This is a genomic window from Psychrobacter sp. CX16 (assembly GCF_057396245.1).
This window is the reverse complement of sequence record NZ_JBXYJF010000019.1, coordinates 34,325-59,877: the sequence shown is the minus strand read 5'-3', so window position 1 is coordinate 59,877 and position 25,553 is coordinate 34,325. Positions and strand designations below refer to the sequence as shown.

Annotated in this window: 22 protein-coding genes and 1 pseudogene; 10 read left to right on the top strand and 13 right to left on the bottom strand. The window is 41.4% G+C overall.

Features of this window, described 5'->3' with window-relative positions; genetic code table 11:
• Nucleotides 1–94: 94 nt before the first annotated feature.
• The 4 genes from AC2SLM_RS08410 to AC2SLM_RS08395 all read left to right on the top strand — a co-directional run bounded on the left by AC2SLM_RS08410 (nucleotide 95) and on the right by AC2SLM_RS08395 (nucleotide 3,508).
• Nucleotides 95–913 carry an IS3 family transposase gene (locus tag AC2SLM_RS08410; RefSeq protein WP_486553195.1) on the top strand — a complete coding sequence of 273 codons (819 nt, stop codon included), beginning with the start codon at nucleotides 95–97 and terminating at the stop codon, nucleotides 911–913.
• A 52-nt stretch (nucleotides 914–965) separates the two neighbouring features.
• On the top strand, nucleotides 966–2,297 hold the full coding sequence (locus AC2SLM_RS08405; protein ID WP_486553194.1) for a chymotrypsin family serine protease: 1,332 nt from the start codon (nucleotides 966–968) through the stop codon (nucleotides 2,295–2,297).
• 201 nt (nucleotides 2,298–2,498) lie between these two features.
• On the top strand, nucleotides 2,499–2,984 hold the full coding sequence (locus AC2SLM_RS08400) for a hypothetical protein (RefSeq protein WP_486553192.1): 486 nt from the start codon (nucleotides 2,499–2,501) through the stop codon (nucleotides 2,982–2,984).
• A gap of 155 nt (nucleotides 2,985–3,139) precedes the next feature.
• Nucleotides 3,140–3,508 carry a hypothetical protein gene (locus AC2SLM_RS08395; protein WP_486553191.1) on the top strand — a complete coding sequence of 123 codons (369 nt, stop codon included), beginning with the start codon at nucleotides 3,140–3,142 and terminating at the stop codon, nucleotides 3,506–3,508.
• Between the two features lie 46 nt (nucleotides 3,509–3,554).
• On the opposite strand, the gene AC2SLM_RS08390 is transcribed toward AC2SLM_RS08395, so the two are convergent.
• Nucleotides 3,555–4,178, bottom strand: a complete 624-nt coding sequence (locus tag AC2SLM_RS08390; RefSeq protein ID WP_486553190.1) for a GmrSD restriction endonuclease domain-containing protein — start codon at nucleotides 4,176–4,178, stop codon at nucleotides 3,555–3,557.
• Between AC2SLM_RS08390 and AC2SLM_RS08385 the strand changes: the two genes are divergently transcribed.
• A complete protein-coding gene (locus AC2SLM_RS08385; protein WP_486553188.1) occupies nucleotides 4,177–4,650 on the top strand; it encodes a hypothetical protein in 474 nt (157 codons plus the stop codon). The genes AC2SLM_RS08390 and AC2SLM_RS08385 overlap by 2 nt on opposite strands.
• Nucleotides 4,651–4,719: 69 nt before the next feature.
• Here the strand turns inward: AC2SLM_RS08385 and AC2SLM_RS08380 are convergent, their stop codons facing one another.
• From AC2SLM_RS08380 to AC2SLM_RS08365, 4 genes are read right to left on the bottom strand one after another with little or no spacing between them, the layout of a single operon-like run.
• Complete coding sequence (locus AC2SLM_RS08380) at nucleotides 4,720–5,745, bottom strand: TniQ family protein (protein ID WP_486553187.1); 1,026 nt, start codon at nucleotides 5,743–5,745, stop codon at nucleotides 4,720–4,722.
• Nucleotides 5,742–6,644 (bottom strand): TniB family NTP-binding protein, encoded by a 903-nt coding sequence (locus AC2SLM_RS08375; protein WP_486553185.1) that lies wholly within the window; start codon nucleotides 6,642–6,644, stop codon nucleotides 5,742–5,744. The genes AC2SLM_RS08380 and AC2SLM_RS08375 overlap by 4 nt, the downstream gene beginning before the upstream one ends.
• A gap of 3 nt (nucleotides 6,645–6,647) precedes the next feature.
• A complete protein-coding gene (locus AC2SLM_RS08370) occupies nucleotides 6,648–8,537 on the bottom strand; it encodes a transposase (RefSeq protein WP_486553183.1) in 1,890 nt (629 codons plus the stop codon).
• A 4-nt stretch (nucleotides 8,538–8,541) separates the two neighbouring features.
• A complete protein-coding gene (locus AC2SLM_RS08365) occupies nucleotides 8,542–9,210 on the bottom strand; it encodes a TnsA endonuclease N-terminal domain-containing protein (RefSeq protein ID WP_486553181.1) in 669 nt (222 codons plus the stop codon).
• A 78-nt stretch (nucleotides 9,211–9,288) separates the two neighbouring features.
• Between AC2SLM_RS08365 and AC2SLM_RS08360 the strand changes: the two are divergent.
• Nucleotides 9,289–9,696 (top strand): annotated as a pseudogene (locus AC2SLM_RS08360) (magnesium chelatase subunit ChlI family protein); the annotation flags it as partial.
• Nucleotides 9,697–9,965: 269 nt separating this feature from the next.
• Here AC2SLM_RS08360 and AC2SLM_RS08355 read toward each other — a convergent pair.
• Nucleotides 9,966–11,675 carry a formate--tetrahydrofolate ligase gene (locus tag AC2SLM_RS08355; RefSeq protein ID WP_486553180.1) on the bottom strand — a complete coding sequence of 570 codons (1,710 nt, stop codon included), beginning with the start codon at nucleotides 11,673–11,675 and terminating at the stop codon, nucleotides 9,966–9,968.
• Between the two features lie 323 nt (nucleotides 11,676–11,998).
• Between AC2SLM_RS08355 and AC2SLM_RS08350 the strand changes: the two genes are divergently transcribed.
• A complete protein-coding gene (locus AC2SLM_RS08350; RefSeq protein WP_486553178.1) occupies nucleotides 11,999–12,793 on the top strand; it encodes a hypothetical protein in 795 nt (264 codons plus the stop codon).
• 138 nt (nucleotides 12,794–12,931) lie between these two features.
• Here AC2SLM_RS08350 and AC2SLM_RS08345 read toward each other — a convergent pair whose 3' ends face one another.
• The 3 genes from AC2SLM_RS08345 to AC2SLM_RS08335 form a co-directional block, all read right to left on the bottom strand.
• Nucleotides 12,932–13,573 carry a YceI family protein gene (locus AC2SLM_RS08345; RefSeq protein ID WP_486553176.1) on the bottom strand — a complete coding sequence of 214 codons (642 nt, stop codon included), beginning with the start codon at nucleotides 13,571–13,573 and terminating at the stop codon, nucleotides 12,932–12,934.
• 214 nt (nucleotides 13,574–13,787) lie between these two features.
• Nucleotides 13,788–16,883 (bottom strand): efflux RND transporter permease subunit, encoded by a 3,096-nt coding sequence (locus AC2SLM_RS08340; protein ID WP_486542635.1) that lies wholly within the window; start codon nucleotides 16,881–16,883, stop codon nucleotides 13,788–13,790.
• 198 nt (nucleotides 16,884–17,081) lie between these two features.
• Nucleotides 17,082–18,416 (bottom strand): efflux RND transporter periplasmic adaptor subunit, encoded by a 1,335-nt coding sequence (locus AC2SLM_RS08335; RefSeq protein ID WP_486553175.1) that lies wholly within the window; start codon nucleotides 18,414–18,416, stop codon nucleotides 17,082–17,084.
• Nucleotides 18,417–18,921: 505 nt separating this feature from the next.
• On the opposite strand from AC2SLM_RS08335, the gene AC2SLM_RS08330 reads away from it, so the two are divergent.
• Complete coding sequence (locus AC2SLM_RS08330; protein ID WP_486553173.1) at nucleotides 18,922–19,611, top strand: hypothetical protein; 690 nt, start codon at nucleotides 18,922–18,924, stop codon at nucleotides 19,609–19,611.
• 125 nt (nucleotides 19,612–19,736) lie between these two features.
• On the opposite strand, the gene AC2SLM_RS08325 is transcribed toward AC2SLM_RS08330, so the two are convergent.
• Nucleotides 19,737–20,462, bottom strand: coding sequence for an MOSC domain-containing protein (locus AC2SLM_RS08325; protein WP_486553172.1), 726 nt, complete (start codon nucleotides 20,460–20,462; stop codon nucleotides 19,737–19,739).
• Between the two features lie 165 nt (nucleotides 20,463–20,627).
• Nucleotides 20,628–21,776, bottom strand: a complete 1,149-nt coding sequence (locus tag AC2SLM_RS08320; protein ID WP_486553170.1) for an OmpW/AlkL family protein — start codon at nucleotides 21,774–21,776, stop codon at nucleotides 20,628–20,630.
• 348 nt (nucleotides 21,777–22,124) lie between these two features.
• Between AC2SLM_RS08320 and AC2SLM_RS08315 the strand changes: the two genes are divergently transcribed.
• Complete coding sequence (locus tag AC2SLM_RS08315) at nucleotides 22,125–23,573, top strand: FAD-binding oxidoreductase (RefSeq protein WP_486553169.1); 1,449 nt, start codon at nucleotides 22,125–22,127, stop codon at nucleotides 23,571–23,573.
• On the opposite strand, the gene AC2SLM_RS08310 is transcribed toward AC2SLM_RS08315, so the two are convergent.
• The gene (locus AC2SLM_RS08310) at nucleotides 23,570–23,695 is read right to left on the bottom strand and encodes a hypothetical protein (protein WP_486542623.1); all 126 of its coding nucleotides are present in this window, start codon (nucleotides 23,693–23,695) and stop codon (nucleotides 23,570–23,572) included. The genes AC2SLM_RS08315 and AC2SLM_RS08310 overlap by 4 nt on opposite strands.
• Before the next feature lie 80 nt (nucleotides 23,696–23,775).
• Here AC2SLM_RS08310 and AC2SLM_RS08305 point away from each other — a divergent pair, with 80 nt between their 5' ends.
• Nucleotides 23,776–24,531 (top strand): glycosyltransferase, encoded by a 756-nt coding sequence (locus tag AC2SLM_RS08305; protein ID WP_486553167.1) that lies wholly within the window; start codon nucleotides 23,776–23,778, stop codon nucleotides 24,529–24,531.
• 22 nt (nucleotides 24,532–24,553) lie between these two features.
• On the opposite strand, the gene AC2SLM_RS08300 is transcribed toward AC2SLM_RS08305, so the two are convergent.
• Nucleotides 24,554–25,123 carry an O-acetyl-ADP-ribose deacetylase gene (locus AC2SLM_RS08300; protein WP_486553165.1) on the bottom strand — a complete coding sequence of 190 codons (570 nt, stop codon included), beginning with the start codon at nucleotides 25,121–25,123 and terminating at the stop codon, nucleotides 24,554–24,556.
• Nucleotides 25,124–25,553: the final 430 nt, after the last annotated feature.

Below are 25,553 nucleotides of genomic sequence, written 5' to 3'. Positions count from 1 at the left end.
TAAAAGAGCTTGAAGAAGAAAACCGTAGGCTTAAACAGATGTTTGCTGATTTAAGCCTCAAAGCGCAGATGCAGGAAGAGATCATAAAAAAGCTATAGCGCCTGCCCTCGCGCGCAAAGTCTGGGCGCAAGAGTTACAGGCGCAGTATGGTATCAGTATTGCATTGAGTTGTCAGGTCGTCTGCATCAGTCGAACTGCTTACTACTATAAGCCTAAACTATCTGATGATAGTGAAATTATTGAGGTTTTAAATGAGCTAACAGATAAGCACAATAGTTGGGGTTTCCCAAAGTGTTTTAAGCGTATACGCAAGCTTGGCTATTCATGGAATCATAAGCGCGTACATCGTGTTTATACAGCGTTAAACTTAAACCTACGTGGTAAGTCTAAAAGACGTCTACCAACACGCAATCCTCAGCCGTTAAGTGTACCAAATGCATTGGGACATACTTGGTCAATGGATTTCATGAGCGACAGCCTATACAACAATATTCGCTTTCGCACCTTTAATGTGATTGATGATTATAACCGCGAAGTACTCGGCATTGATATTGGTACCAGTATTCCCTCACTCCGAGTGATTCGCTACCTTGACCAGTTAGCCGAGTGGCATGGCTATCCTAAGCAGATTCGTGTGGATAATGGCAGTGAGTTTACCTCTAAAGTGTTTACTGACTGGGCATCAGCTCATGGTATTTATATTGACTATATTGAGCCTGGATGTCCTTATCAGAATGCTTATATTGAACGGTTTAATCGTAGTTATCGCAATGAGGTTTTGGATTGTTATTTATTCAATGATTTAAATGAAGTCAATAAGCTGACTGAAGAATGGATCAAGGTTTATAACACCGAAAGACCCCATGATTCACTTAATGATATGACACCTGCTGAGTACAGGCAGGTGGCTTAATTATTCTACGATGATGTTGTGTTAAGAATGGGGTATTTACAGAAATATTGTTTTGATAAGCCCTATTGTATTCGGAGCGTTTTTTCTATCTGGATGTAATGATGACAACGATGAGAATATAGTAGTAGAAGAAAACAGTCAGCCTCCATCGATTGATACATTCGCTATAGAATCATACGCTAAAGACGTTGATGTCTCTATAGAGGAAGCTGAAGACCAACTAGCCATGATGGATAGAGTTGGAGAAATCAACGAGTTGCTAGCAGAAACCTTTGGTGAAGAGAGCTTATCTAGTATGTATTTCATACCAGGTAAAGATTTTGGTGTTGGAGTAAGATTATCAGGTAATGATATAGAATATGATATGAAAGAATTGAGATTTAAAGATGGTAAAGTAATGCCAATGTCTCTAAGCAATGGAGAACCTTTTAATGCTCAAGGCATAGTTGATCATATGAATGATATGTCTCCTATGGTTTTGGAAAGCTTTAAAGGTGTTCAATCTATCGGCTACGATGGTGAGAGTAATAAAATTATAGTAGATATATATGAACCAGATATAAATATAAGAGAGATTAACAATTTAATAGATTTGAAAAGTATCTCCAGTGATATGAATATTGAGATCAACTATGTAGATAATCGAAATGTAGAGGCTGCATTACCAACCACGTATGACAATAAAATTCTCGCAGGCGGTAGGTTATCTGCTCCAGGAAGTTGCACTACTGGTTTTACAGGCTATATGAATGGTGTGCCAGGATTTTTAACTGCCACTCATTGTCAGGATAATACTTTCTATCAAGGTAATGCCATAGGAACTTTCAATATAAATGCACGAAATGCATATACTGATTATAGTACGTTGCATGAAATGTCATTTATACCGACTCCTTCGATCGCAATTTACGGTGGGATTTATGAAGACGAAGCCAGTTTCTTTTCTAGTGACATAAAAAAAGTGACGGGGATAAGAGACACAGGTCTTAGTCCTAATAATACATATTTATGCCATTTTGGTCGTAGTACATATAAGTCCTGTGGTTTTGTTAAACAGGTCAATGTTTTAAATATTGTATATGATCCTACTGCATTCCCTCCACAATCGTATGCAAACTGTAGTGCCAAATATAGTCCTGACCCTAATATTCGAGCGTTAAGTTGTAGAGGAACTTTTTTTAAACTGGGTAGTTACGGTTCAAGTTTAGCTTGTTCTAAAGGAGATAGTGGTGGTCCTGTTTATAGCGCTACTGGCAAAGCGTTTGGAATTGCTAATTCCGCATCTTTTAATGGGCCAAATGTAGGGCAATGTGAAAGTATAACAGTTTCATTAATTGATTATGCTGTGAGAGACTTAGGGTTTGTTCTCAAAACTGAGTTTTAACTTTTGATTAGGTCGTGTTCCCATTTTAGAGATGATGATAGAAGTGAGCTATATTTTTGTCAATCAAAGTAAGTTTTACAGAGAATACGTACATATTGTCTATAAACTTTCAAAGCGTGGTGAGAATTTGGTTACTTATAGATCAGTTAAAGGGTTTTGTTCAGATTAGGGATATACCCCAGTTTATTAAGGATTAAATACATGAATAACATTAGTAAGATAATGCTTTTAATAAGCTGTATTATATTGACTACAGCTTGTGTCTCTAAGAGCATAGGTACTGGTAATACAGTAAGTAGTAATACAGTAACGGATAAGGTAGCTATAGAAGAAACATCTCCCTATTCATACGATAAAGACTACTATTTCGCAAAAATAAAACTTGCGCCTTTTGATCCTAATGCTAGTCAATTAATATCAGAAGTTTCAGGAAAATTTTATTTTAAGAATGATTGTTTGGTATTTATTAGTGATTATGGAGACGTTACGACACCAATTTTACCTGCTGGCGTAACTGATTGGGATGAAGACAGCCAAACACTAACTATTGTAGGAAAGAGTATTAAAATGGGTCAGCAGGTGTCTACAAATGGTAGTTTCCGCGAGATTCGAGAGAAGAGAAAAGGTGTTTGTTGGCAGGATCTTGTAGCTGGAATAGGAACTATGGGGTTAGAAGTAGGCGAGTAGGATATATTAGTCACTACTTTCTGCCCTAAAGCGTTCTATAACAAAATTTGTTTAAGACAGTAAAACTAAAACTAGTTAATCCAATTTTGAATCTATCTGTTCTGGTGGTTAAAAGCACTGTGTTTAAACTTGTACTTACTTTACTCTTGTTTTACATGTCTGCTTGTACGCCTGTAGAACAAGGGTATGATGAACATTATGGTGCAGGTTTTGCCAACGTTGACGAAGCACTATGGTTGTTTGAACACGCCACGCCTTATCCTTTCACTATAGCTTACGGTGAAATCTCATGTACTTTTCATCCGCGATTTGGTCGTGAGGTATATTTTATGCCAAAAGGGTTTACTGATGAATCCTATATTGGCACCCCTCTTAATAAGTCAGCATCTGAATCTCTCAAACAAAGTGGTATGCGTCCAAACGTACCTTATAATATAAAAAAAGACGCTAATCTTGATGCTGCTATTCAAATTGGTTTACAAGTATGTGACGAGCAAATGGATTCGTTAGAGAATAACATCTAGACATAAAAGAAGAGTTTCTTTCGCCTATGCTAAACTGTCAACCTACTTAAGATAATAATTCCATGAACCAACTTGTACAAATCTTTTTTCTTTCTATAAAAAACCTATCTGTTGGGACGTTATTATTAGAGTGTTTTTCGAAACACTGTTTGGTTTGAGTTAAAATAAAATGATCCTTAAGACCTGCATCTTCGTAAATCTCAAAACTATCGATAATCGGTCTATTAGACTTTTTTCTATTGTCATACCCCGGTAAAGGCATCATGTTACCCAATCCATCTATATAGTGCTCTCTATCTGTGTGAGAAAAATACCTTTCAGGAAGGTCTTTATTGATATTTCTAGGTTCCATATGATCTAATTGCATGTTTTTAACATTTTCTTGACTTATCGTTTTTGAAATAGATGCTCTATGTAATGACCCGTCGTTATCAACTTGCATTTTTATCAACCTAGCAAATAATATTCTAATGCTTAGTGTGTTCTTAGTGTTTCGATACTTCCACTGCGTTAACCAAGATTGAAACTCCTCATCCAATAACTTATTTTCTCCTACATCTCTCTTAACAATACTAGATTGGTGGCTATCTAAGTAATTTAAGCTAATAATTTTATTAGAAAAAAATCTGGGTTGAGTTGCATCCTTTGACTTAAACGAGAATGGCTTCATGCCTATGATATCTGGTGGCGGTCAACAGAATGGACTGCGTGCCGGTACACTCCCTGTTCCGCTTATCGCAGGTTTTGCAGCGGCTGTAAAAGAGCTAAATAATAATAAAGAGATGGAGATAAATTCTTTACAGCAATTGAGAGATTGTTTACTGAATGAATTACGTAAAGAACTTACCATAACTGTTCACGGCAGTTTGCTCAATAGACATCCTGGTAATCTACATCTTGCGATCAAAGGAGTGGATAGTCTGCAACTTTTAAACAACGTACAACCTTATTTAGCTTTCTCTCTTGGTTCTGCTTGTGATGGACTTAATCGAGAGTACTCGTCACTTATGAAAGGGATCGGTGTGTCTAGAGAAGAGGCAGAGAATGCTTTTAGATTATGCGTAGGAAAAATGACGTCGAGCGAAGATATTGTAATAGCAGCTAGCATCATTACTAGAGAAGCGAAAAAAATACTGCTATAGTTATAGCTGATTATTGTATCTGTACTAAAAGTACAGCTTCGCTATCTTATTCAAGATACCTTGTTTATATTAGACTAACTCTAAATCTAGAACTTCTTTTAGCCAAAAAGGATAATTGAGATGTGAAGAGTATATAAATCGTTTAGTAATTCCAAAATCCTTGCAAATTTTAATAAAGCTTACAGGCCAGTCATTCATTACATGATATGAAAAAATCATACTGATTCTTCGCATATTAACTGGCAGATGTTCAGGCTCTGAATGTTTTTGCATTGCCATCCTATCATTAACGTATCTCTTGTCTAAGTTGTACATATTAACAATGTATTTAAATACCTCAACTCCGTTTTTGCTACAGAGTAGAAATGACACAATACGTTTGAAGCCATCATAGTAAATATGTGAGTAATTAAAGTTTACGCTACCAACCTTACCATGACCTTCAGTTAATAGTTTAAAATGCTCCTGGTTTACTTTCAGCTCATAGTGGCAAGGCCTGATTGATGGCCCATCCCTTAAATCAAAAGAACATTGACTGCATCTTAAGTAATCAAGTTGATTGAATAGCTCGTCAGATTTTTTCTCATACCGAATCAGTTCTATTGAAGCACCACATCTATGACAGTTGTCCAAAAAACAAACATTATGGATATGGCATGCTGTTAGAAATCCTAATCGCCAATAGGTTCTGAAGTATGGAACTTCGTCTTTGCATATACATATTGGACAATACTGTAAACCATTTTTCTGGCCTCTTTGATGGACTCCAATATTTAAAACCCACTTTATTTGCTTAGAGTCATTCAGGTGAGGATAGAAGTAGTCACAATTCAAAGAGATTAAGGTCTTGTCCAAATCTTTTTTTTCGATCTCAACAGTATCTAGAAGTGACTTAATACTTTCAGTAGAAAGTTGAGTATCAATGTCAGATTTCCAAGTGTCAGTATTTTGAAAAATGATGGTTGAGAGCTGAGATGGTTTCATATTGAGAAATAACGCATTACGTGTAAGCCACGATCTAAGTAATTCATCCTTACATATTGGTAGCAATTGCAATCTATATGATAGCTCTAAGCTCTGATATTTATTTTTCATCTTAATTGATTTAACAGCTTTCGTCTGCCTGAAGGAGGCGACAAGTTCAAAGATTCAAAAGTCTCTTGATTAATACAAGGTTGCTCATTTTTGATAGAAAATATAGCCAACTGTCTTAATACTTGGAACGCTTCACCAATTAGACCTTCACTTAAATAATGAATCTGATCAAGGTATGGCTTTTTATACAGGTAAGAAGCTTCCGGTAATACTAAACTTCGTTCAATAGATGCAATAAGTCGAGCAAAGTTTTTCTTATCGTCAGATGTATTTATTTTCCAGCGTTGTAGTACTGCTACTTGAAATCGATTGGCTAATTGCGGATCTACTTGTATAGCGTGAAAAGCATCTTCGATACCAGCGCCAACAATAGGAATTTGAAGCGTATTGCTCAGATCTTTTATAGCGTTAAGAAAGTTTCTTTGAGCGTTATATGAGCCTGCGATGACATGCTGAATTTCATCAACAATTAGCATTCTTGTTTTTCGCTTCTTTAGCACTCTAATAACTCTTTCTCTTTTAACGCTAGCGCTCTCATTTTTCACATATGGAGTACAAAGTTCTTGTAGTAGACGAATATAGAAGCTATTTTCATCAGGTTTTGAAGGTGCTGAAACCATCACTACAGGTTGAATATTAAGCGCGGTATCTTCGTCAATATCCACTGGATAACGCCTCAAAAAGTGCTTTAGTATTTTAGTTTTTCCATTATTAGAATCACCAATAATTAACAAATTAGGCATTCTATCAGTTTTTGGATAACACATTAGGTCTTCTAGGGATTCAAGTATTTCTTTAGCTCTCGGATAACCAATCCACCTGTCTGTATTAATGTAGAGAATTTTTTGATTATTTGGTGCATCTATTAAGCTGCGAGCTTTATCAGATAGGTGTTCCATTTCTTATTCCTCTACGTCTTCAAAAGGTTTGATGTCGAAGTCCATGTCATCGGCTTCAACAAGGCTTGTATCTCCAACATTTTTATTCACCTCAGCCATTTTCGGAATAGATTCTCTGGCTCTGATAGACTCCTTCTGCTTTAGTCGCCTTGTTTTCTTAGTCTCCTTTGCTGCGTTTTCAACTATTTTTGCCATTTTGATTCTAGCTTCAAAAATATCATCTTCATTAATTTGCTTTAATGAATCAGTGTCTGCCATCTTTCTTTTGATTTCTCTTAACTCCCACAAAGATATAGCTGGCCTACTAGAATTTCTGTAGGGTACAGTGATATAACCATTCATATCAGGATCATAGAAAAACACTGAACTTAGATCTCTTGGGTCATACTTAACGATGAATTTTTTTGAGTTTTTACGTGTTTTGTCAGGTTGTCGTATCCATTTTCTTAAAAGGTCATGGTAGTAAAGTATGCCAAAAAGTTGTATTCCATACTTCTGTACACTTCTTTCTTCATAAGGCAAGAAGTCAATTTTAAGCTGCAACTCGTTCTCTATTTTCGGAGGTAGACCTCTTCCTAAGGTAGTATCGTTACCTAATATACCTTCTTTGTACTTCTCGAAGGGTGTCATTCCAAGCTCAGAGTGAACGGTATGATGATAAACATTTACTACAAGCTCAGTGAACCAAGTCTCTAACTCAAATAAGGTTAGTACTGCTTTTTTCTCAGAATCATATTCACCTTTGTCTATAATGTTTGACTTTGTGGTTCCTGGTAGAGTATGTATACCTGCATCGTTAAAGGTTTTAAAGAGTCTTTCAATGTGACCTCCATATCTTGGCGTTCCTACTGGTCTTTTAGATAGATTGATATGGTATTTCTCACAGGCTCTTTTTAATGCTTTAGCATGAAACTCTTTGCCATTGTCAGTATGAATAGTGTCTATGAGACCATACACAGGCCATTGAGCATCTATTTTGTGATCAGCTAGCCACTTCTTCTTATCTAAGACAGAATGAGTAATACAACAGCCTGTCAGTAAGGTGTTTGGCTTCTCTAACGAAATATAAAATCCGGTTACCATCCTGCTAAAAACATCAATCGCTAGTGTAATTGTCGGCCTACCTATAGCAAGACGATTAACATCGTCTACAATCATGACATCAAGAGGGGTATGGTCGATTTGTACAATCTCCAACGGTTTTATGACTTCTGGAAATTTTCCTATGATTGGTCGATATGACTCTCTACCGTTCTTGCCAAGTCTCGTAGAGCCTATTTCAGCAGCTGTAAGCTGAGATATTCTATATCTTAAAGTATTAATATGTGGAGTAACTAATGAGGTACCGTTCAGTTTATTATACTGATAAACTTGAATTTCTAGATTTCTATAAATGTCTGAAACCTTTAATTTATCTGTTGATAGATATTGGGTTATACATGACTGTATGATCTTCTCAACTTCAGGTTCGAACCGTCCTTTATCCACCCGTTTTTTTCTTAATAAGCTTGTAGGATCACCATTGCTTGCTTTGTACTTCTGCAATTGCCTATACAAAGTGGGTTCAGATATCTCTAGTTTTTCAGCAGCCTTTTTAATCTCATCACGTCTATCCTCATAATCTGATTGAAGGATATTATTAAAAAGTCCAGCTTTATTATGTATTTCAATCCATTCATCGTCTGGAATATTCATCAATTCGATAGATGGTATTATATCTAAGCTATCTTCATCAATAGGGGTTGAAGACAGTTCAGAAATATGAAATTTATCAGTTTTACCAGTAAAGCTACTACGAACACAGACGTGTTCCATATCTAAAATAGCTGTTATTCTATAGCGAGAGTTACCGTTGAACACTTCTTCGCCTATATTTAACTTGACTGCTTTCATTTGACTACATCCATATAGGTGATTTCATTGTTAAAGGACGAGTTAAATCAGCCTTTATTATCTGATTAGACAAGGCATACCATAAAGTATTTAAGAATTCAGCACGAGTCTCTAAGTTACTAGAACAAATCCTGATAACGTCTTCGGGAGTTGTTTCACTAAATCTTGAAACGACCTTCTTGATCATTTCAAGTTGATAGTTCTCGAAACTTCTGTGTCTATAAGGGAGTAGGAATGTAGCATTCTTTAAAAGCGGTGTTCTAATCTCTTTTTCTGACCAAATCTTAAACCGTGTATTCTCTTCAGTGGCTAATTCTTTGATAGCTGCTTTAAATTTAGGTTTTAGAATATTCCAATCTTTTTTGATATCTTCTCGATACTTAACCTCAATATAAAGCTTCCTTCCATTGTCATACTCAATAAAGATATCAGGAGTATATATCCTGTCTTTTTTGTCATAGAAATAATTGAAACTTCTTGGTTGAGAGATGTATTTTACTATAGATGAATTGAATTCGATCAGTACAAGAGCGTCACGTTCTAAGCTTGATTCGAACCCTGAGTACAATCCATCATTACTACCATGAATAAAGCCTGTCAGAGTTCTATGATTTCGAGGGATAATTCTTGCGGGGGAATTATCATTTAATGTTGTAGACTTAATGGTTGTCATCAAATTATCATCTATTTTTGTTTAACTTTACATACTATCTCCTTCATATTATCAATTAAAATTGTAGTTGTCAGTCATTGTCGACCAGAGCAGATTCAGCGTTATCAAGATAAAATATCAGGCCCGCTTCTTGACCGTATTGATTTAAAGGTTAGTGTTCCTGCATTGCCCATAAGCGACTTGCAGAATACCGAACCTGGAGAGTGTTCGGTTGTGGTAAGAGAGCGAGTCACAGCAGCGTATGAGCGGCAGCGAAAAAGACAAACTAAACCCAATAGTGAGCTGACACCTAGTGAAATGGATAAGCATATTGTACTGGGTGAGAGTGAGAAGAACTTATTGGCTATGGCACAGACTAAGCTGAATTTATCAGCACGAGGTTATCATCGTTTGCTACGGGTGGCCCGTACGATTGCTGATTTAGCAGACAGTGTCGATATTCAAACGCCTCATCTTAGTGAGGCGCTCAGCTATCGGGGGAATTAAGGGTTATCTGGGTAATTAATGGTGATCGAGAGCGTTACTGATTATCGAGGGAATTAAAAGCTAATAGATTGCTAAAACCACTCTATTAAGGGCTAGGATATAGCCCCTAATCTGAGGGTTACACATTCACTATGTAAGCTACAGTCGGCGAACTTATAAAGAGTCATGGCGTTAACTTCATTAAGCCTACTGCAGTAGTACTTACACTCGGTTGCCTTGTAACCATTTTAGACTTCTTTGACTATAAGAATAGTATGAGGTAGCAAGTCTTAAAACAGCCCCGTTATATTACCCTTATCATCCACATCGATATTTTCTGCCGAAGGGCGCTTAGGTAATCCCGGCATTTTCATAATCGGTCCACATATCACCACAATAAAGCCTGCACCATTTGATACAGTGACATCTCGGACATGAATACTAAAGCCAGTAGGACGCCCCAGCAGTTTGGCATTATCACTTAAAGAATACTGAGTCTTGGCAATACAAATAGGCAATTTATCTAAGCCTAAAGCCTCGAGACGGCGAATCTTAGCGAGGGCGGTACTGCTCAAGTCAATATCATTAGCGCCATATACCCGCTGCGCTACTTGACGTATCTTATCAGTAATAGGTTTGTCTGTATCGTAAGCAAACTTAAACTGACTTGGCTCAGCATCATGGTCTTCAATTAACTCAATTAAGGTATTGGCTAACGTCTCACCGCCTGCACCGCCTTTTGCCCAAACCTGAGTCAGTGCCACCTCTACTTTTAGACGCTTGCAGGCTTTACGTACCATATCAATCTCAGCGTCAGTATCACTATCGAACTGGTTAATAGCCACTACTACAGGCAAACCAAATATTTCTTTTAAGTTTTCAATATGCTTGGTCAAGTTAGGCAGACCTTGCTCAAGGGCAGGTAAGTTCTCAGTTGTAAGGGTGTCTTTAGCGGCTCCGCCATTATATTTTAACGCGCGGATGGTAGCGACTATGACGGCTGCATCAGGGGTTAATCCCGATAGGCGACACTTAATATCACAAAACTTTTCAGCTCCAAGGTCAGCGCCAAAGCCTGCTTCGGTCAGCGTATAGTCAGCCAAATGCATAGCAGTACGGGTGGCAATAACCGAGTTACAGCCATGAGCAATATTGGCAAAAGGACCACCATGCAAGATGGCAGGCGTACCTTCAATGGTTTGCACTAAGTTGGGTTTAATTGCATCTTTTAATAGGGCAGCCATAGCGCCGTGAGCGTTAAGATCTTTGGCATAGATAGGTTGTTTGTCTTTGGTATAAGCGACGAGTATCTCACCTAGGCGACGCTTTAAGTCAGCTAAATCGGTGGCCAGACAAAAGATAGCCATCACCTCTGAGGCAACCGTAATATCAAAACCGTCTTCGCGCATTACCCCATCTGAGGTCTTGCCGATACCGCTAATAATAGTGCGTAACTGACGGTCATTCATATCCACTGCTCGTCGCCAGACCACCTGTTTTGGGTCTATATTTAGCGTATTACCTTGGTAAATATGGTTATCTACCATAGCAGCCAGCAGATTATTAGCAACCCCAATAGCGTGTAAATCGCCTGTGAAATGCAAGTTGATATCTTCCATGGGCAGAACTTGTGAATAACCACCACCGGCAGCCCCGCCTTTAATGCCGAATACGGGACCGAGTGAAGGTTCACGTAGCGCTATGATGGCTGTTTGCCCGTTGTTTTTCTGTGCAAACACTCGGTTCAGGGCATCTGCTAAGCCAATCGTCACTGTGGTTTTGCCTTCACCCGCTGGGGTCGGGTTAATTGCTGTAACCAATATAAGCTTACCGTTCTCTGATTTGGCAGGTATGGCGAACACATCGCTAGGATTAATCTTAGCCTTGTAATGTCCGTAAGGCTCAATCTTATCGACGGACAGGCCTATTTTTTCAGCAATCTCGGTAATCGGTCGTAGCGTGGCATTTTGGGCAATGGTGATATCGCTAAGTGTGGTCATGGTTAGGTCTCATTTATTCTGTCGTGTGTTGTCAATTAATGGTTGTTATATCATACGACTATTTATAGATTCAAATAGTATCCCGTTTCAATAAAACAACCTATCCTTTTCAGACTCGGGCTCGGTCAGACTCATTAAACCTACTATATTGTCGCGTTTGATTGATTGATTTTGGACGTGCCTTCCTTGATAGGTTAGTTTTCAATTTTAGTCATAAATAGTTCTTAACCTTCAGTAAGCGACGGGTTAATTAAGGTTTTATTATGAATGTTGTTAAGTTATACTCAAAATACAACCTTTAATAAACGATAAGAGAAATGATTATGAAGCTTCAGCAGTCTCAATGGGTAACCGTTTCGAGCATTGTCTTTATACTGAGCTTAGTATCAGGATGTTCGTCACAAGAAAATATGCAAGATGCGACTCGTTCGACTTCTGAAACTGAGGTTGCCCCTACGCCCGTAATATTGATTGAGCCTGCGCCAGCACAGGTCGCTGCCGAGTCAGAGCGTCTAGGTACTCAGTGGGGCGATGAGGTTGACTCAGAGGTGACTGAAGTTGATTTGCGACGTGTGGGTAGCGAACCAATTGAAAGTATTCAGGTCAGTTATGCCGATAAACATTACTCAGGTAGGGCTTTAAATAGTATGTCATTAGTCGCAGGAAAGGTTGACTTCTCAGTAGAGAGCGACAGAGGACGACTGCCTATTTATCGTGATGCTGGCAATTATTATTTACAAGGTAAAGCGGGTCACGCCTATCGTCTAACGTATCATAATAATAGTGACCATATTTATGAAATAGTGGCGAGTGTTGATGGTATTGATGTGTTAGATGGTAGCACGGCCAGTCGTTACAACAGTGGTTATGTGTTGTACCCACACGATGATTTAGTCATTGAAGGCTTTCGTAAAAGTCAAAGTGCGGTAGCGTCTTTTATTTTTAGTAAACCTGAAAGTGCTTATGCCGCCAATACGCCGTCGGGCTCCATACAAAACACCGGCATTATTGGCACGGTCGTGTACGAGCTTTACGATCCTTCTAAACCACGTCCTCAGCCCTATCAGCAGCCGCAAGCTTATCCTGCAGATAGTGGCTATGCACCGCCTCCTCAATAACTTTAACTTGAGATAAAACCAATTCGATTGAACAAGGTATGAGATATCGGATAAGTAGGGTGGCGCCCCGCTTGCGAAACCCAGCAAATCAGATTGCTGGGTCTCGTGCTTTGGCACTAATCAGCACTAACCTATCTATTACCTTTTGGCTGCCTCAATTTGAATATTGAGTACCACATCCTTTGTCATGCCCAATAACACGTATTTACTAATCCCCCATTGGGTACGGTCGATGACGGTCGTAAAATCACCGCCACACACTGATTTTTTAAGAACAGGACTGAGATAACAGTTGAACTTGGTGGCTTCAAGGCTGACTGGATGGGTTTCACCATGCAACGTCAAATTACCATCGACACGGGTAACGGCAAGAGTGTTCTGACTGGTATTTGAGGCAAATATCTTGCTAAAAAAAGACGGCTGCTCTCCGAAATGCCACTGGGTAGACTCAAACGTCGCTGTTGGAAAACGTGCCACATCAAAAAAGTCACTGCCTTTAAGGTGTTCATCAAACTCACTATTGCCAGTATTAATACTGTCTAAAGGAATGACAATAGACACTTTACCAAGCTGCTGCTTGGGGTCATATTCTATTTCGCCCGTTAAGTTATAAAAACCACCGGTATTGGTCGATGTGCCGAAGTGATCAATGGCAAAGCGAACATTGGCATGAGTAGGGTCAATGTCGTAAGTTGCGGCCTGCACCGTGCTGACTGCGCCTCCCATCAATAAGAGACACGTCAAAGGATAAAGATAAACCGATTTAGAGAGGTGCATCATAAAAGTGCCTTGTTATAAAAGTTGCGGTTATATGTCAAATTGCATGATAGAGTCACAAGACCTAAGCCAAAATATTAAAGTTAATCACCACAGCGTGTTTTTTTTGATGTCATAACATATTTACCAGATGGTACCTTTATCTTATAACACGTTTATCTTATAACACGCTTATCGCATGACATAATTATCAAGCAGTGAGGCCAATTTACAGACCCTAATCTGTGGTATTCGCCGGTCCATTCGGACGTAACCATTTCGCAAACCATCGTGAGATATCATCCATAAAGGTATAGACCATCGGGATAATAATGAGGCTTAGGAAAGTTGAGGTTACCAAACCGCCCAATACGGCTGCAGCCATCGGACGACGGAAAGTCGGATCTGCTGAACCCCAACCGAAGACAAGAGGTAACATGCCAGCACCCATGGCGACCGTGGTCATGATAATAGGCTGAGCCCGTTTATGACAGGCATCGAGTAGGGCATCAAGACGGTTTAATCCATGATCACGCTCTGCTAGGATGGCATAATCCACCAATAGAATAGAGTTTTTGGTGGCGATACCCATCAGCATAATAAAGCCAATCATCGACGGCATTGACAAGCTACTGCCAGTGATAACCAGTCCCACAAACGCACCGCCAATCGATAATGGCAATGCCATAAGAATGGTAAATGGCTGTAGCACTTTACCGAATAGTAGAATCAATACCCCAAAGATACAGATAATACCGACGGTAATGGCGATGACAAAGCCGCTGAATAATTCGGCCATGCTCTCAGCCTGACCTTGGTCAATGATGGTAATGCCAGGTGGTACCTGACCTTCTTGTAACGATGGAACTTGTTTTACTGCATCGACCAAATCACCCAGCTCGCCATCGGCAGCCTGTACGGTAATCGTAATCGCACGCTCACGGTCAAATCGGCGAATCTCAGATGGCCCTGTACCAAATGATAAATCTGCCACATCACTAACGCGTGCTGCAGAGTTGCCATTGGTCGGTACATACAAGTCGCTTAACTGACTGACGTTGCTTTTCGCCTCTTCAGGTAATCTGACCACAACAGGTACCTGACGTGTCTCTAGATTTAATTTTGACAGACGCTGCTCATAATCGCCTAAAGTCGCCACACGCAGCGTATCGGCAACACCCTGAGTGGTAGCACCTTGGTCCGCCATCGCAATGCGATCCGGTAGAATTGACAGTTCTTGACGTGGCAGGCTTCGATCACTGGTCACACTGCCCGCTTGCGGTAATGAGCGGATTTCATTCATGACTTGCTGCGCCGTCTGTTCTAGAAGCTGTGAATTGGTGCCGGTTAACGCAAAGCTATAACCACTCTCACCGCCACTGGACAAACCCACATCAAAACGCGCACTCGGTACTTGTTCTAATACATCAGTAATCTCTCGCTCAATCTCAAGCTTGCTTGGTCTATTACCACGCGGCTCTAGTACGATATCTATACTCGCTTCGTTTTCGACATTCGCTGAGCTTGAATTAGAATCGATACTGGCAGCTTGTGGGTCACCGATGACACTTAAGACACTTTTCACACCGTCGATTTGAGACACACGCTCTTCAGCCATCTTAGCGATACGAGTGGTATCCGCTAAGCTTGCATCTGGGGTAAGCTCAATACCAATACGCGATTGGTCAATATCATTTTCGGGAATAAAGGTTTTAGGTAAAAAGACCACTAAGAAACAAGACGCTGCGAATAATGATAGGGTGACAATTAGGGTTAACCAGCGGTGGCGAATGGTCCAAGCCACTGATTTTAAATACAAATGCATGGTTCGAGAGGTCTTCTCTACATAGTCTTTTTCTGGACGCAGAATGTAGGCGGCCATCATGGGTGTGATAAGACGCGCAACCAATAGCGAGGCAAAAATCGCAATCGCAGCAGTCCAACCAAACTGGCGGAAAAACTGACCAACAATACCGCTCATAAATGCGGTTGGTAGGAACACCGCAATCAAGGTGAAGGTGGTCGCCACTACCGCCAGACCAATTTCATCAGCGGCTTCCATAGCCGCTTCATAAGGCGTCTTGCCCATGCGTAAGTGGCGCATGATATTCTCAACCTCAACAATCGCGTCATCGACCAAGACCCCGACCACCAAGGATAAGGCCAATAAGCTAATAATGTTTAAGCTAAAGTCGAACAGGTACATCCCCAAAAAGGTCGGGATAACCGATAAGGGTAGGGCAACAGCGGCAACGATAGTGGCACGGATATTACGTAAGAATAAAAACACCACTACCACGGCCAAGATACCGCCCTCGATAAGCATCTTTAATGAGGCATGATAATCTTCATCGACGGGCGTGGCTCGGTCAAATACCTTGGTAATGGTATAACCAGGCATATCCGCTTGCAGTTCTGCTAACGCAGCATCGACACGCTCAACCACATCGACTTCACTGGCGCCACGTGAGCGCACCACATTAAAGGCGACCACGGTTTGACCATCTAGTTTAGCAATAGAGCTTAAGTCGGCCGTGTCATCGGTAATGGTGGCAATTTCGCCTAAGCGAATGGCATCACCGGTCGGGAGCGCCACTTGCACATCATTAAGCTGACGGGCATTCTCAACTGCGCCTAAAACACGGATGTTTTGTTTGCTATCACCAATTTTTGCTTCACCACCTGAGGTATCACGCTGAAGGCCCGCTACTTGATCAGACAGTTGCGTGATGGGCAGTTTTAAGGCATTAAGACTAATCGGATCGACAGCGACACGAATTTCACGGTCCAGACCACCAACCCGGCCAATACTACCCACACCATTAATATCGGATAATCGCTTGTTAATGGTGTCATCAACAAACCAAGACAAATCCTCCATACTTACGCCATTAGCGGTCACCGTATAGGTAACAGCGGGCAGGCCAGCGGTGGTGATTTTGGTGATAATTGGATCTTCAGCTGCGGCAGGCAAGTCGCCTTGCACCTCATTCACCGCAGAACGCACATCGTCTACGGCTTCTTGGATGTCTTTTTCGAGCACGAATTCTGTCGAGACAGTCGCGACCCCAGTTTGCAGGGTACTACGAATGTGCTTGACCCCCTCGATACTCGAGATTCGATTTTCGATTTTTTTGGCGATATCGTTTTCGAGTTGACTGGGCGCAGCGCCAGGGTAGGCAACGGTCACAACCACACCCGGTAAATCAATATCTGGAAACTGCTGAACCTTCATTTGCATAAAGCCATAAATACCACCGAGAGTCAGCAGTATAAAGAGCAGTATGGCAACCAAAGGATTTTTGATGGAATAAGCTGAGACGTTAAGGCTCATAAAGTGCATCCTGCGTAACGAGTCAAAAGGCGGTTAAAAAAGGCAAGCTTACTAAGGTACAGACCCTTCCTAAAACACTGAGTTTTAAGTAGGGCAGTCATAGCAGTAAGTGTCGTAATAAAACAAATACCACTCAATGATGATAAAGTCATTCAATGGGACAAGCGTCAGTTAGGGTAGTGAACACCCTACTGGCGTTTAGCTGCTTGGTTTGCTGCCATCTGCCTCATTTGAAGTATCAGCGATGCGAACAATATCGCCATCGCTTAAGAAGCTGCCTCCTTGTCGGACGATATTACCGTCACCTGAGAGCGGCTCAAGCAAGACAACACGGTCGCCCTGACGCTCTCCAAGACTAACCTTAACGCGGTTAATACGATAAATAGTTTTTCGGTTTTCATCTTTGACCGCTTTCACCTGCATCACGTAATCATAACCATCTTCAACTACCACAGCACTGACCGGAATGGTTACCTTATTATCCGTACCCAGTTTAAAGGTACCACGCTGATACATGCCGGCACGTGCATTCGGGTTGTTGTCTAATGAGGCATAAATCGTCACTTGGCGACTGCCTTCTTCGGCGGTCGGAGAAATACGAGTAACACGTCCTGAGACGCTTTGGTTATTCGGTAGGCTCACAGATACTGGCGTACCAATATTAATCTGACCCACTTTATTAGGATCGACCTGCGCTTGCCATTCAAGCTTACCATTTTCAACAATAGTAAATAATGGTTCCGGTCCTGGCACGCTGCCCACGTTGGCAGTTTTTTCGCTAATCGTACCGCTAACGGGTGCAATCACTTGCGCATTTTGTAAATTGAGGTTTTGATTATTCAAGCGTGCTTTTGACGCCACCACAGAGGCGGCTGCTTGATCGGCAGTTGCTTTATAACGATCGGCTTCTTGTTCACTAATGGCATCAATCTCTAACAGCGGCAATATACGGTTGGCATCGCGTCGGGCTAACTCGTAGTTGCTCTGCGCTTCCGCAAGCTCCGCCTGTGCCTGTGCACGCTGCTGCTGCATTGCATCGGTATCAAACACAGCCAATACTTGACCTTTTTTGACTCGATCGCCTTCACGCACTAAGACTCGTTCAATGGCCACGTTATTGACCTTACCGCTGACACTATAGGTATTCTCTGGGCTAATAGTGCCATCAGCGCTTAAGTCGTTATTAAGGGTCGATTGGGTCGGTTTTACCGTTTCGACGGTTAATACCGGTTTTTGATTGACCGGCTTTTCGACCTCAGTGATACCCGTTACTGTCGCAATTTGCGGCTCAACTGATTTTTCGGTCTCAACGCCCGACTCAGTGTCATTGCGTTCAGCCCACAATTTACCTATAAATAGACCAACCGTTAAGGCCACTAATACCCATATCAATGACCAAAGCCAGTTCGGCTTAGATTTGGCAGGAGAGGTAGGGTAGGGATGTTCGATAGAGCTTGAACCTGTTGCTGACACATCCTTGTCAACAGAATCAGGCGTCTTGTCTATATCTGGATTATTTGGATAATTCGTCATATTAGTCTCACAAACGCTCTCGTTTGGATAAGTAACCACGTAAATACGTAGATAAAAATATCAATAAAATAATAAAAGTGTTTTCAAATTATACGTGAATTATAGGACGGGTGTTTAGTATTGATGTTAGTAAAAACGGTTGCTTAAAGCCACATCGATCGGATGAAAAGCATGAGTCAAAACAGATAATCCTGTTGAATGAACGTAAGTGTTGGTTACACTCATCATTAATAAAGCCGCATATTTAACAGTTAAATAAACAAATCCACCATTACACTACATCTGATAAGGAAAGCTATACAAATCATGCGTGAAAATAGCAAAACAGGTTTCTATACTAGACCCATCAATAAATAAAAGCGCTCAGAATTCTAAACGATTTATCGATAACTTAGTTTAACAACTTAATTTAACTTGTAGAGTTTTGATTTATAGCGCTAGTTTAAAAAGCTATTAAAATTTTATTCATATACTTTATTAATTACAGATATTTTTGGAGGATGTTATGAAAAACAACACTTTAGTTTTATCGACGTTAGTAGCCGGTTTATTAGCAGTATCAGGCACGGCATCAGCAGCGTCTCCTGTTCATCAGAAAGCCAATCGCGGTAACATCACCCCTGCAGACTCAGCGCACCATGCTGCTGAAAACACATTAACCTCTAAGGTTAAAGACAAGCGTGGCGAATTATTAGCGACTCAGCCTGGTGCAATAGAGGTAAACACTACAAAAGGCGTTAAAGGTACCGAAAAGCTGCAAAGAGAAGTTGACCGTGTAAGAACACAAGCTAGTGATGCTGAAAATGCATTGCGCGGTGACAACGCTGACTTAGCACCGGTTACCCCAGCGCGTGAACGTGCTCGCGCAGCGCGCAATACTTTAACTCAGAAGGTTGAAGATGCCCGTGGTGAATTACGTGCAACGCAGCCTGGCCGTGTTGAAATTAACCAAAACACCACTAAAGATACTACTCGACGCGGGAACTACAATAAATTACGTTCTACCGCACCTATTAGTACTACGCCTCTTTTAAAGGGTGAAGTCAATCGTGGTGAGGTAACGCCTGCTAATGTTCGTACTAAACCTGCGCCTATTACGCTACAACAGAAGATTAAAGATAAGCGTGGAGAATTGGTAGCCACTCAACCTGGTGAAGTCGAGCTTCAAGAGAGCCGCCGTGTTAGAGTAAAATAATTGTTATATGTAATGACTTAAGCAACAATGATTTAAGCCACATTAAAAGCTTAAAGTGAGTACCCTACTTATAGTAAAAAAGAGAGCCATCGGCTCTCTTTTTTTTATGGGTTAGATGAATGATGTTAACGTACTTTTTTGGCCAATACCTTTTTCCAACTGTCCTCTAAACAGTCAATAGTAAGCCAAGGTTCGATAACATCGGCATCGATAGGCAACTTTTGATTGGCCAGTTGCCATAGGGTTTGCAAGTTAGCAAAAGGATAAGGACGCTCAATCAAGTAAACAGGCACTCCATTATCGATCAGCCCATCTTTTACTACTTGGAAGTACCATCCTGAGATACCTTGACGGGTTATCCATGATGCAATATTTCTGTCACTTGTGGTCGGTCCAATTTGATCGTTGATTTTATAACAGGGACGTCTAGGCTGTACGATACGCAGCTGCACACAATCCTCGCCCTCGCCATACTGGAACACATCACCGATACATACCGTCTGCTCTGTCAAATCCGGCATACCAGATACAGGCTCAGTGATTAAATTCTCTCCAAGCAAACCAGGTGTCAGTTTTAGTGCAAACTCTACATTAAGCTTGCCATAAGTCGCCGTCGGCATCTGATGTACGGCCTTTAAATGGCCGCCGTGATGACGTCTGTCCGCCTGTTCATCGGTAACAATTCCCATATAATTCACTATAACCGGTTCTTTAATCGGTACTTTGTTGATAGCACTCAACTGCTCACGAGTAAAAGGCATCGCTTTGCCCGCGCGTACTTCACGTAACGTCGCAATATGGAGAGGTAATGATTGGTCATTAAAAGTATCAGAGTTGGTAGAGTGGTGCATGGCTGAGTTACTCATCATAGTTGGTTTACAAAAGTACGCTCTATTAACTATATATTAAGCGGCTTGTACTAAGCAATAAAAAACGCACCCCTTAGATAGAGGTGCGTTTTTTATTCAAAAGTATGGTCTATTAATAGTCGTTAAACCTTAATCGTTAAGCGTCGACTAGAAACGATAACCCACACCTAGGTAAGTAATGTATGGGTCAATATCAATATTCGATTTGGCTTTAATTAAGCGCTCGCCTGCGTCGTTTTTAACGGTGATGGTGGTATCACTGTCAAGCTTAGCATAGGTTAATGAACCGACCGCAAACCAATCTTCATTGAAGTCATAAGTTGCACCAACGGTAACAATAGGAGCCCAAGCGCTGTCTGCTTCTACATCGATATGCATACCGCTGTTAGATGGAGTAGTTCTACCGTCAACACCGTCATACTGTAGAGACTGACCAGCTTGACCATCTTTAATATTTTGAATCATGTGACCTGCATCTGCTAAGTCACGACGAATACCAGAATTTAGCTCTAGATCATTGAAGTAAGCAAACATCACACCCGCACCTACATAAGGACGGAATTTATTAACGCCAGACTTACCAAATTGGTAGTGAACTTCAGCGGCAGGTAACCAAGCGCGTGCAGTAGAGGCTGCACTGCCTTGAGTCATATCGGTAATAACGATATCGTCTTTAATTTCAAAGTTACCGATAAGTTGTTCTGCAGCACCTGAAGGAGAAACTGTACCAGAGAAAGGCGCAATAACGGTGCCCTTACCTAAGATATCAACTTTTGGCGGGATACCACCTTTAACTTCGAAAGACCAGTTGTCATTGATAAAGTAGTTAAATAACAGACCAACTGTATCAACATCGTCAGACTCTAGGCCAGTCCCTGCGGTAGCAAAGTTTTGAAGACCATTAATAGCGGTTGAGCCTGATAAGTTACCTAAAGTAGTGTTTGATAAATCAGTACTATCAGGGCCTGGAACGCCCAACAGCTCAGTAATCTTATCAACACGTGCTTGGTTTTCAGCTTCAGTAGCAAAGCCTTGATCAGGATTAATTACTCTTTTTACGGTACCTGAACGCACACTACCATTCTGATGGCTTGTACCATTTTGAATAGCGGTGGTATTCTCGATAGGCGTAGCATCTCCAGTAGGATTGGCATGTAACCAACCTGCCGATACTGAGAAGCGCTTGAAGCTACCATCAGTATCAATATATTTTTTGTAGTCAAATTCTGCGAAAGCAGAGGTGCTAAAAATGACGGGAACGGCAACAGCGCAGGCAAAAGATAGAGTTTTGTTCATGATACATCCTTGTATAATATGAAGTATAGCAGAGCTTAAATACACCAAATGGCTTATTTATCATCCTGCATAAAATTGAGCGTAGACTCACAAGTAACGGCGGCCAGATAATTCTCAATCGGTTTTAATTAATCTAACGTCCTTGTAGAGAGTTTGCACTCTTTGAAACATATGTTATAAAAGTGTGTCGACTTATTAACAAATGTTTCAATAATTACTTCATTCTAGAAAACTTAATCACCATAGTCAATCGCTATTACTAAAATTAATTGTAAAATTATGAATAAAACAAGCGGTTTATACGGCTCATGAGCAAAACTGCACAATAGTCATTATAGGAGTGTCACCATGCCTGCCAATAAATTAACTGCCACCTTACAACCGGCTCAAGACTGTACAGCAGATACTGAGCGAGACAAGCGCTATCAAGACGCCATTGCAGAACTAAAAACACAGTTTGGCGATCAGCTCATTGTCAATCTGACGACCCGCCAGCAGCATGCTCATACCATGACTTGGCTTAAAAATCAGCCGGCAGATGCTGTTCTTGTAGCAGGTGATAAACAGGACGTTGCTAAAGCTGTCGCTATTTGTAATGAGTACCAGATGCCAGTGATTGCCTTTGGTATTGGTTCATCGCTAGAGGGTCAGTTAAATGCCCCTTATGGTGGCCTGTGCATTGACATGAGCGAGATGAACGAGATTATTCAGGTAAACAGTGAAGACTTAACAGTGACGGTACAGCCGGGGGTTACTCGTGAGCAGCTCAATCACTATCTGCGCGATACCGGTTTATTTTTCCCAATAGATCCGGGTGCGAATGCCACTATTGGAGGGATGGTTGCAACCCGTGCGTCAGGCACCAATGCGGTGCGTTATGGCACAATGAAAGATGTGGTACTAGCCCTAGAAGTAGTTACCGCTGATGGTAAGATTATTAAGACAGGTAGCCGTGCCAAAAAGTCAGCGGCCGGCTATGATTTAACCCGTTTGATTATCGGTTCGGAGGGCACCCTTGGCGTGGTCACTGAAATCACCTTAAAGCTATTTGGTATTAGCGAATGCATTGGCAGTGGTATCTGTCATTTTCCAACTGTAGAAGCAGCGTGCGAAGCCACAATGATGACCATCCAAATGTGTCTGCCAATTGCGCGTATTGAGCTGTTAGATACCTTGCAAGTCAAAGCGTGTAATCAATATTCCAATTTGAACCTTAAAGAGATGCCGACCTTATTTGTCGAGTTCCATGGTAGTACCGCCGGCGTGCAAGAGCAGGCGCAAATCTTTAGTGAGATTGTTGAAGACTGCGGGGGTTCAGACTTTGCATGGGATACCAATGAGGCCGAGCGGAAGAAATTATGGCATGCGCGTCACAACGCTTATCCGGCCAGCTGTGCACTGCGCCCTGAAGCCAGTGCCTTATCGACCGATGCCTGTGTGCCTATTTCGAGATTGGCGGAATGCGTCAGTGAGACCGCCAAAGACATCGAAGCTTCTGGCATGGTCGGGCCTATTGTGGGGCATGTCGGCGATGGTAATTTCCATGTGTTACTCCTTGTGGATACCAGCAACCCTGAAGAAATAGAAACTGCAGAAGCATTAATCGGACGCTTGGCAAAACGTGCGATTGATATGGATGGCACCTGTACTGGTGAACATGGCATCGGTCAGGGCAAGCGTAAATATATGGCGTATGAGCATGGTGATGCGGTTGGAGTGATGCAGGCAATTAAACAGGCGCTTGACCCGAAAAATATCTTAAATCCAGGTAAGATTTGGCCGCAAGACGTGGCTTAACTGAAAGGCGCTTCGTTAAACAAGCCGCCACTTAAGGTTTTATAAGCTCTCGAAGGTACAAAGTCATCCTTACCATCATAATTGGCTTGCATAATCATATTGACATAATTAAGTCGTAGCATGGGTAAGGTCAATCGAGAATAGGCATGCGCCTAACTGATTGACCTTACTCAACTTATCTATGTACCTATATGTCTGATGTATGGGCGCAGCAATAGAGGATGGCCGCGTGTCTTCACTCAGTATCGTCATTATTACCTTAAATGAAGCCGAGCGAATAGGCAATTTGCTCGAGGACTTGGCGCAGCAAACGTATAAAGACTTCGAAGTCATTCTTGTGGATTCAAACAGCGAAGATGACACCTGCGCCATCGCTGAGGGTTATGTGGCACGTTTACCGCAGCTTCATATTGAGCAGATGACCACAAGAGGCGTGTGTTTGGGGCGCAATACAGGCGCAAGTTTGGCTAATAATGAGCGTTTGCTTTTTCTGGATGCAGATGTGCGCCTCACCCCCAACTTTTTGCAAAAAGCGATGCAGCAGCTTAAGGCACAGCAGCTACAGGTGGCAGGAGTGTATCTGTCGCCAAAAGGATTGCCCAAATGTTATAGTCTTGGCTATAAGCTGTTTAATATTGGCATTGGGGTGACTCAATTTGTGTTTCCAACAGCCATCGGCGCGTGCTTATTTTCGACCAAAACCTTGCATGATGCTATCAAAGGTTTCGATACCACGATTAGCCTGTGCGAGGACTGCGATTATGTCAATCGAGCCAGCCGCATCACTAAGTTTCGTATGCTGCGTTTGAGCTTCACTTTTGATCCAAGGCGCTTAAAACAAGATGGCGTTTTAAGCACCAGTCGTAAATATCTACATGCCAACTTTCACCGATTGTTCATCGGTGAAATACGCGATCAGAAAATCCGCTATGATTTTGGGCACTATAAATCTAAGTAGGGTTCAATCGTGCTCATAAGATTCAAATCGCCTCAAGCTTTTGCTGATAGACGCTTGCATCCGCAGCAGAAAAACAGCAGAAAATGACTTCTTTAATGGCACTTTCTGAACTTCCTGATAGAGTTGCCTGTTTTAAGCTGTCTATCACGTTCTCGATTGCAATTTGTGTCGCACTCTCGATAGGATAGCCATAGACACCGGTGCTAATGGCGGGGAAAGCGATGCTGGCGAGCTCATTTTCCTCAGCCAATCGTATGCAGTTTCGATAGCAGCTGGCGAGTAATTCAGGCTCACCTTGACTGCCGTCGTGCCAGACCGGACCGACAGTATGAATCACATACTTGGCCGGTAGTTTAAATCCTGGGCTGATTTTAGCCTCCCCCGTTTGGCATCCGTTTAAAGTACGGCAATACTTAAGTAGCTCGGGGCCTGCGGCTCTATGAATGGCACCATCCACGCCGCCGCCCCCCAGTAAACTAGAATTGGCTGCATTGACGATGGCATCGACCTTAAGCGTGGTGATATCAGCTTGTATAACAGACAGAGTAACCTGATGTTCAGTGCGGTGAAAGTCACCTATTTGTACTTGCATATGTTGTTCCTGCTTATTGTATAAAGCCTTAGCTTGACTATTTGTACTCTACGAATTTAAAGCTCATGTACTCATTTACAGCCCCTAAAGTACTTTCTAATTTAAAGCCTCTATAAAATAATATTCGCTAGCGAATGAAAAACTATAGTGCTAATAAATTTTATGTCACTAGCGACTCAAACATATAATACTGGTCACTTAAAATAATACCCTAAACTACGCTTAACCTACAAAGCTTACGAAATACTAAAACTAATGCCTATTTAATAACTCAGTGATTTGTTAAATTAAATGGGTATAAACTAGTGAATTGGATATTTCAATATTTGACATAATAATAAGAGTCACAACATAAGACATGGCAAAATAATGAAATACGACAAATAGAAAAATAGTGTCTCAAGTAGGTATGGCTTGTTGTTGATAGGTC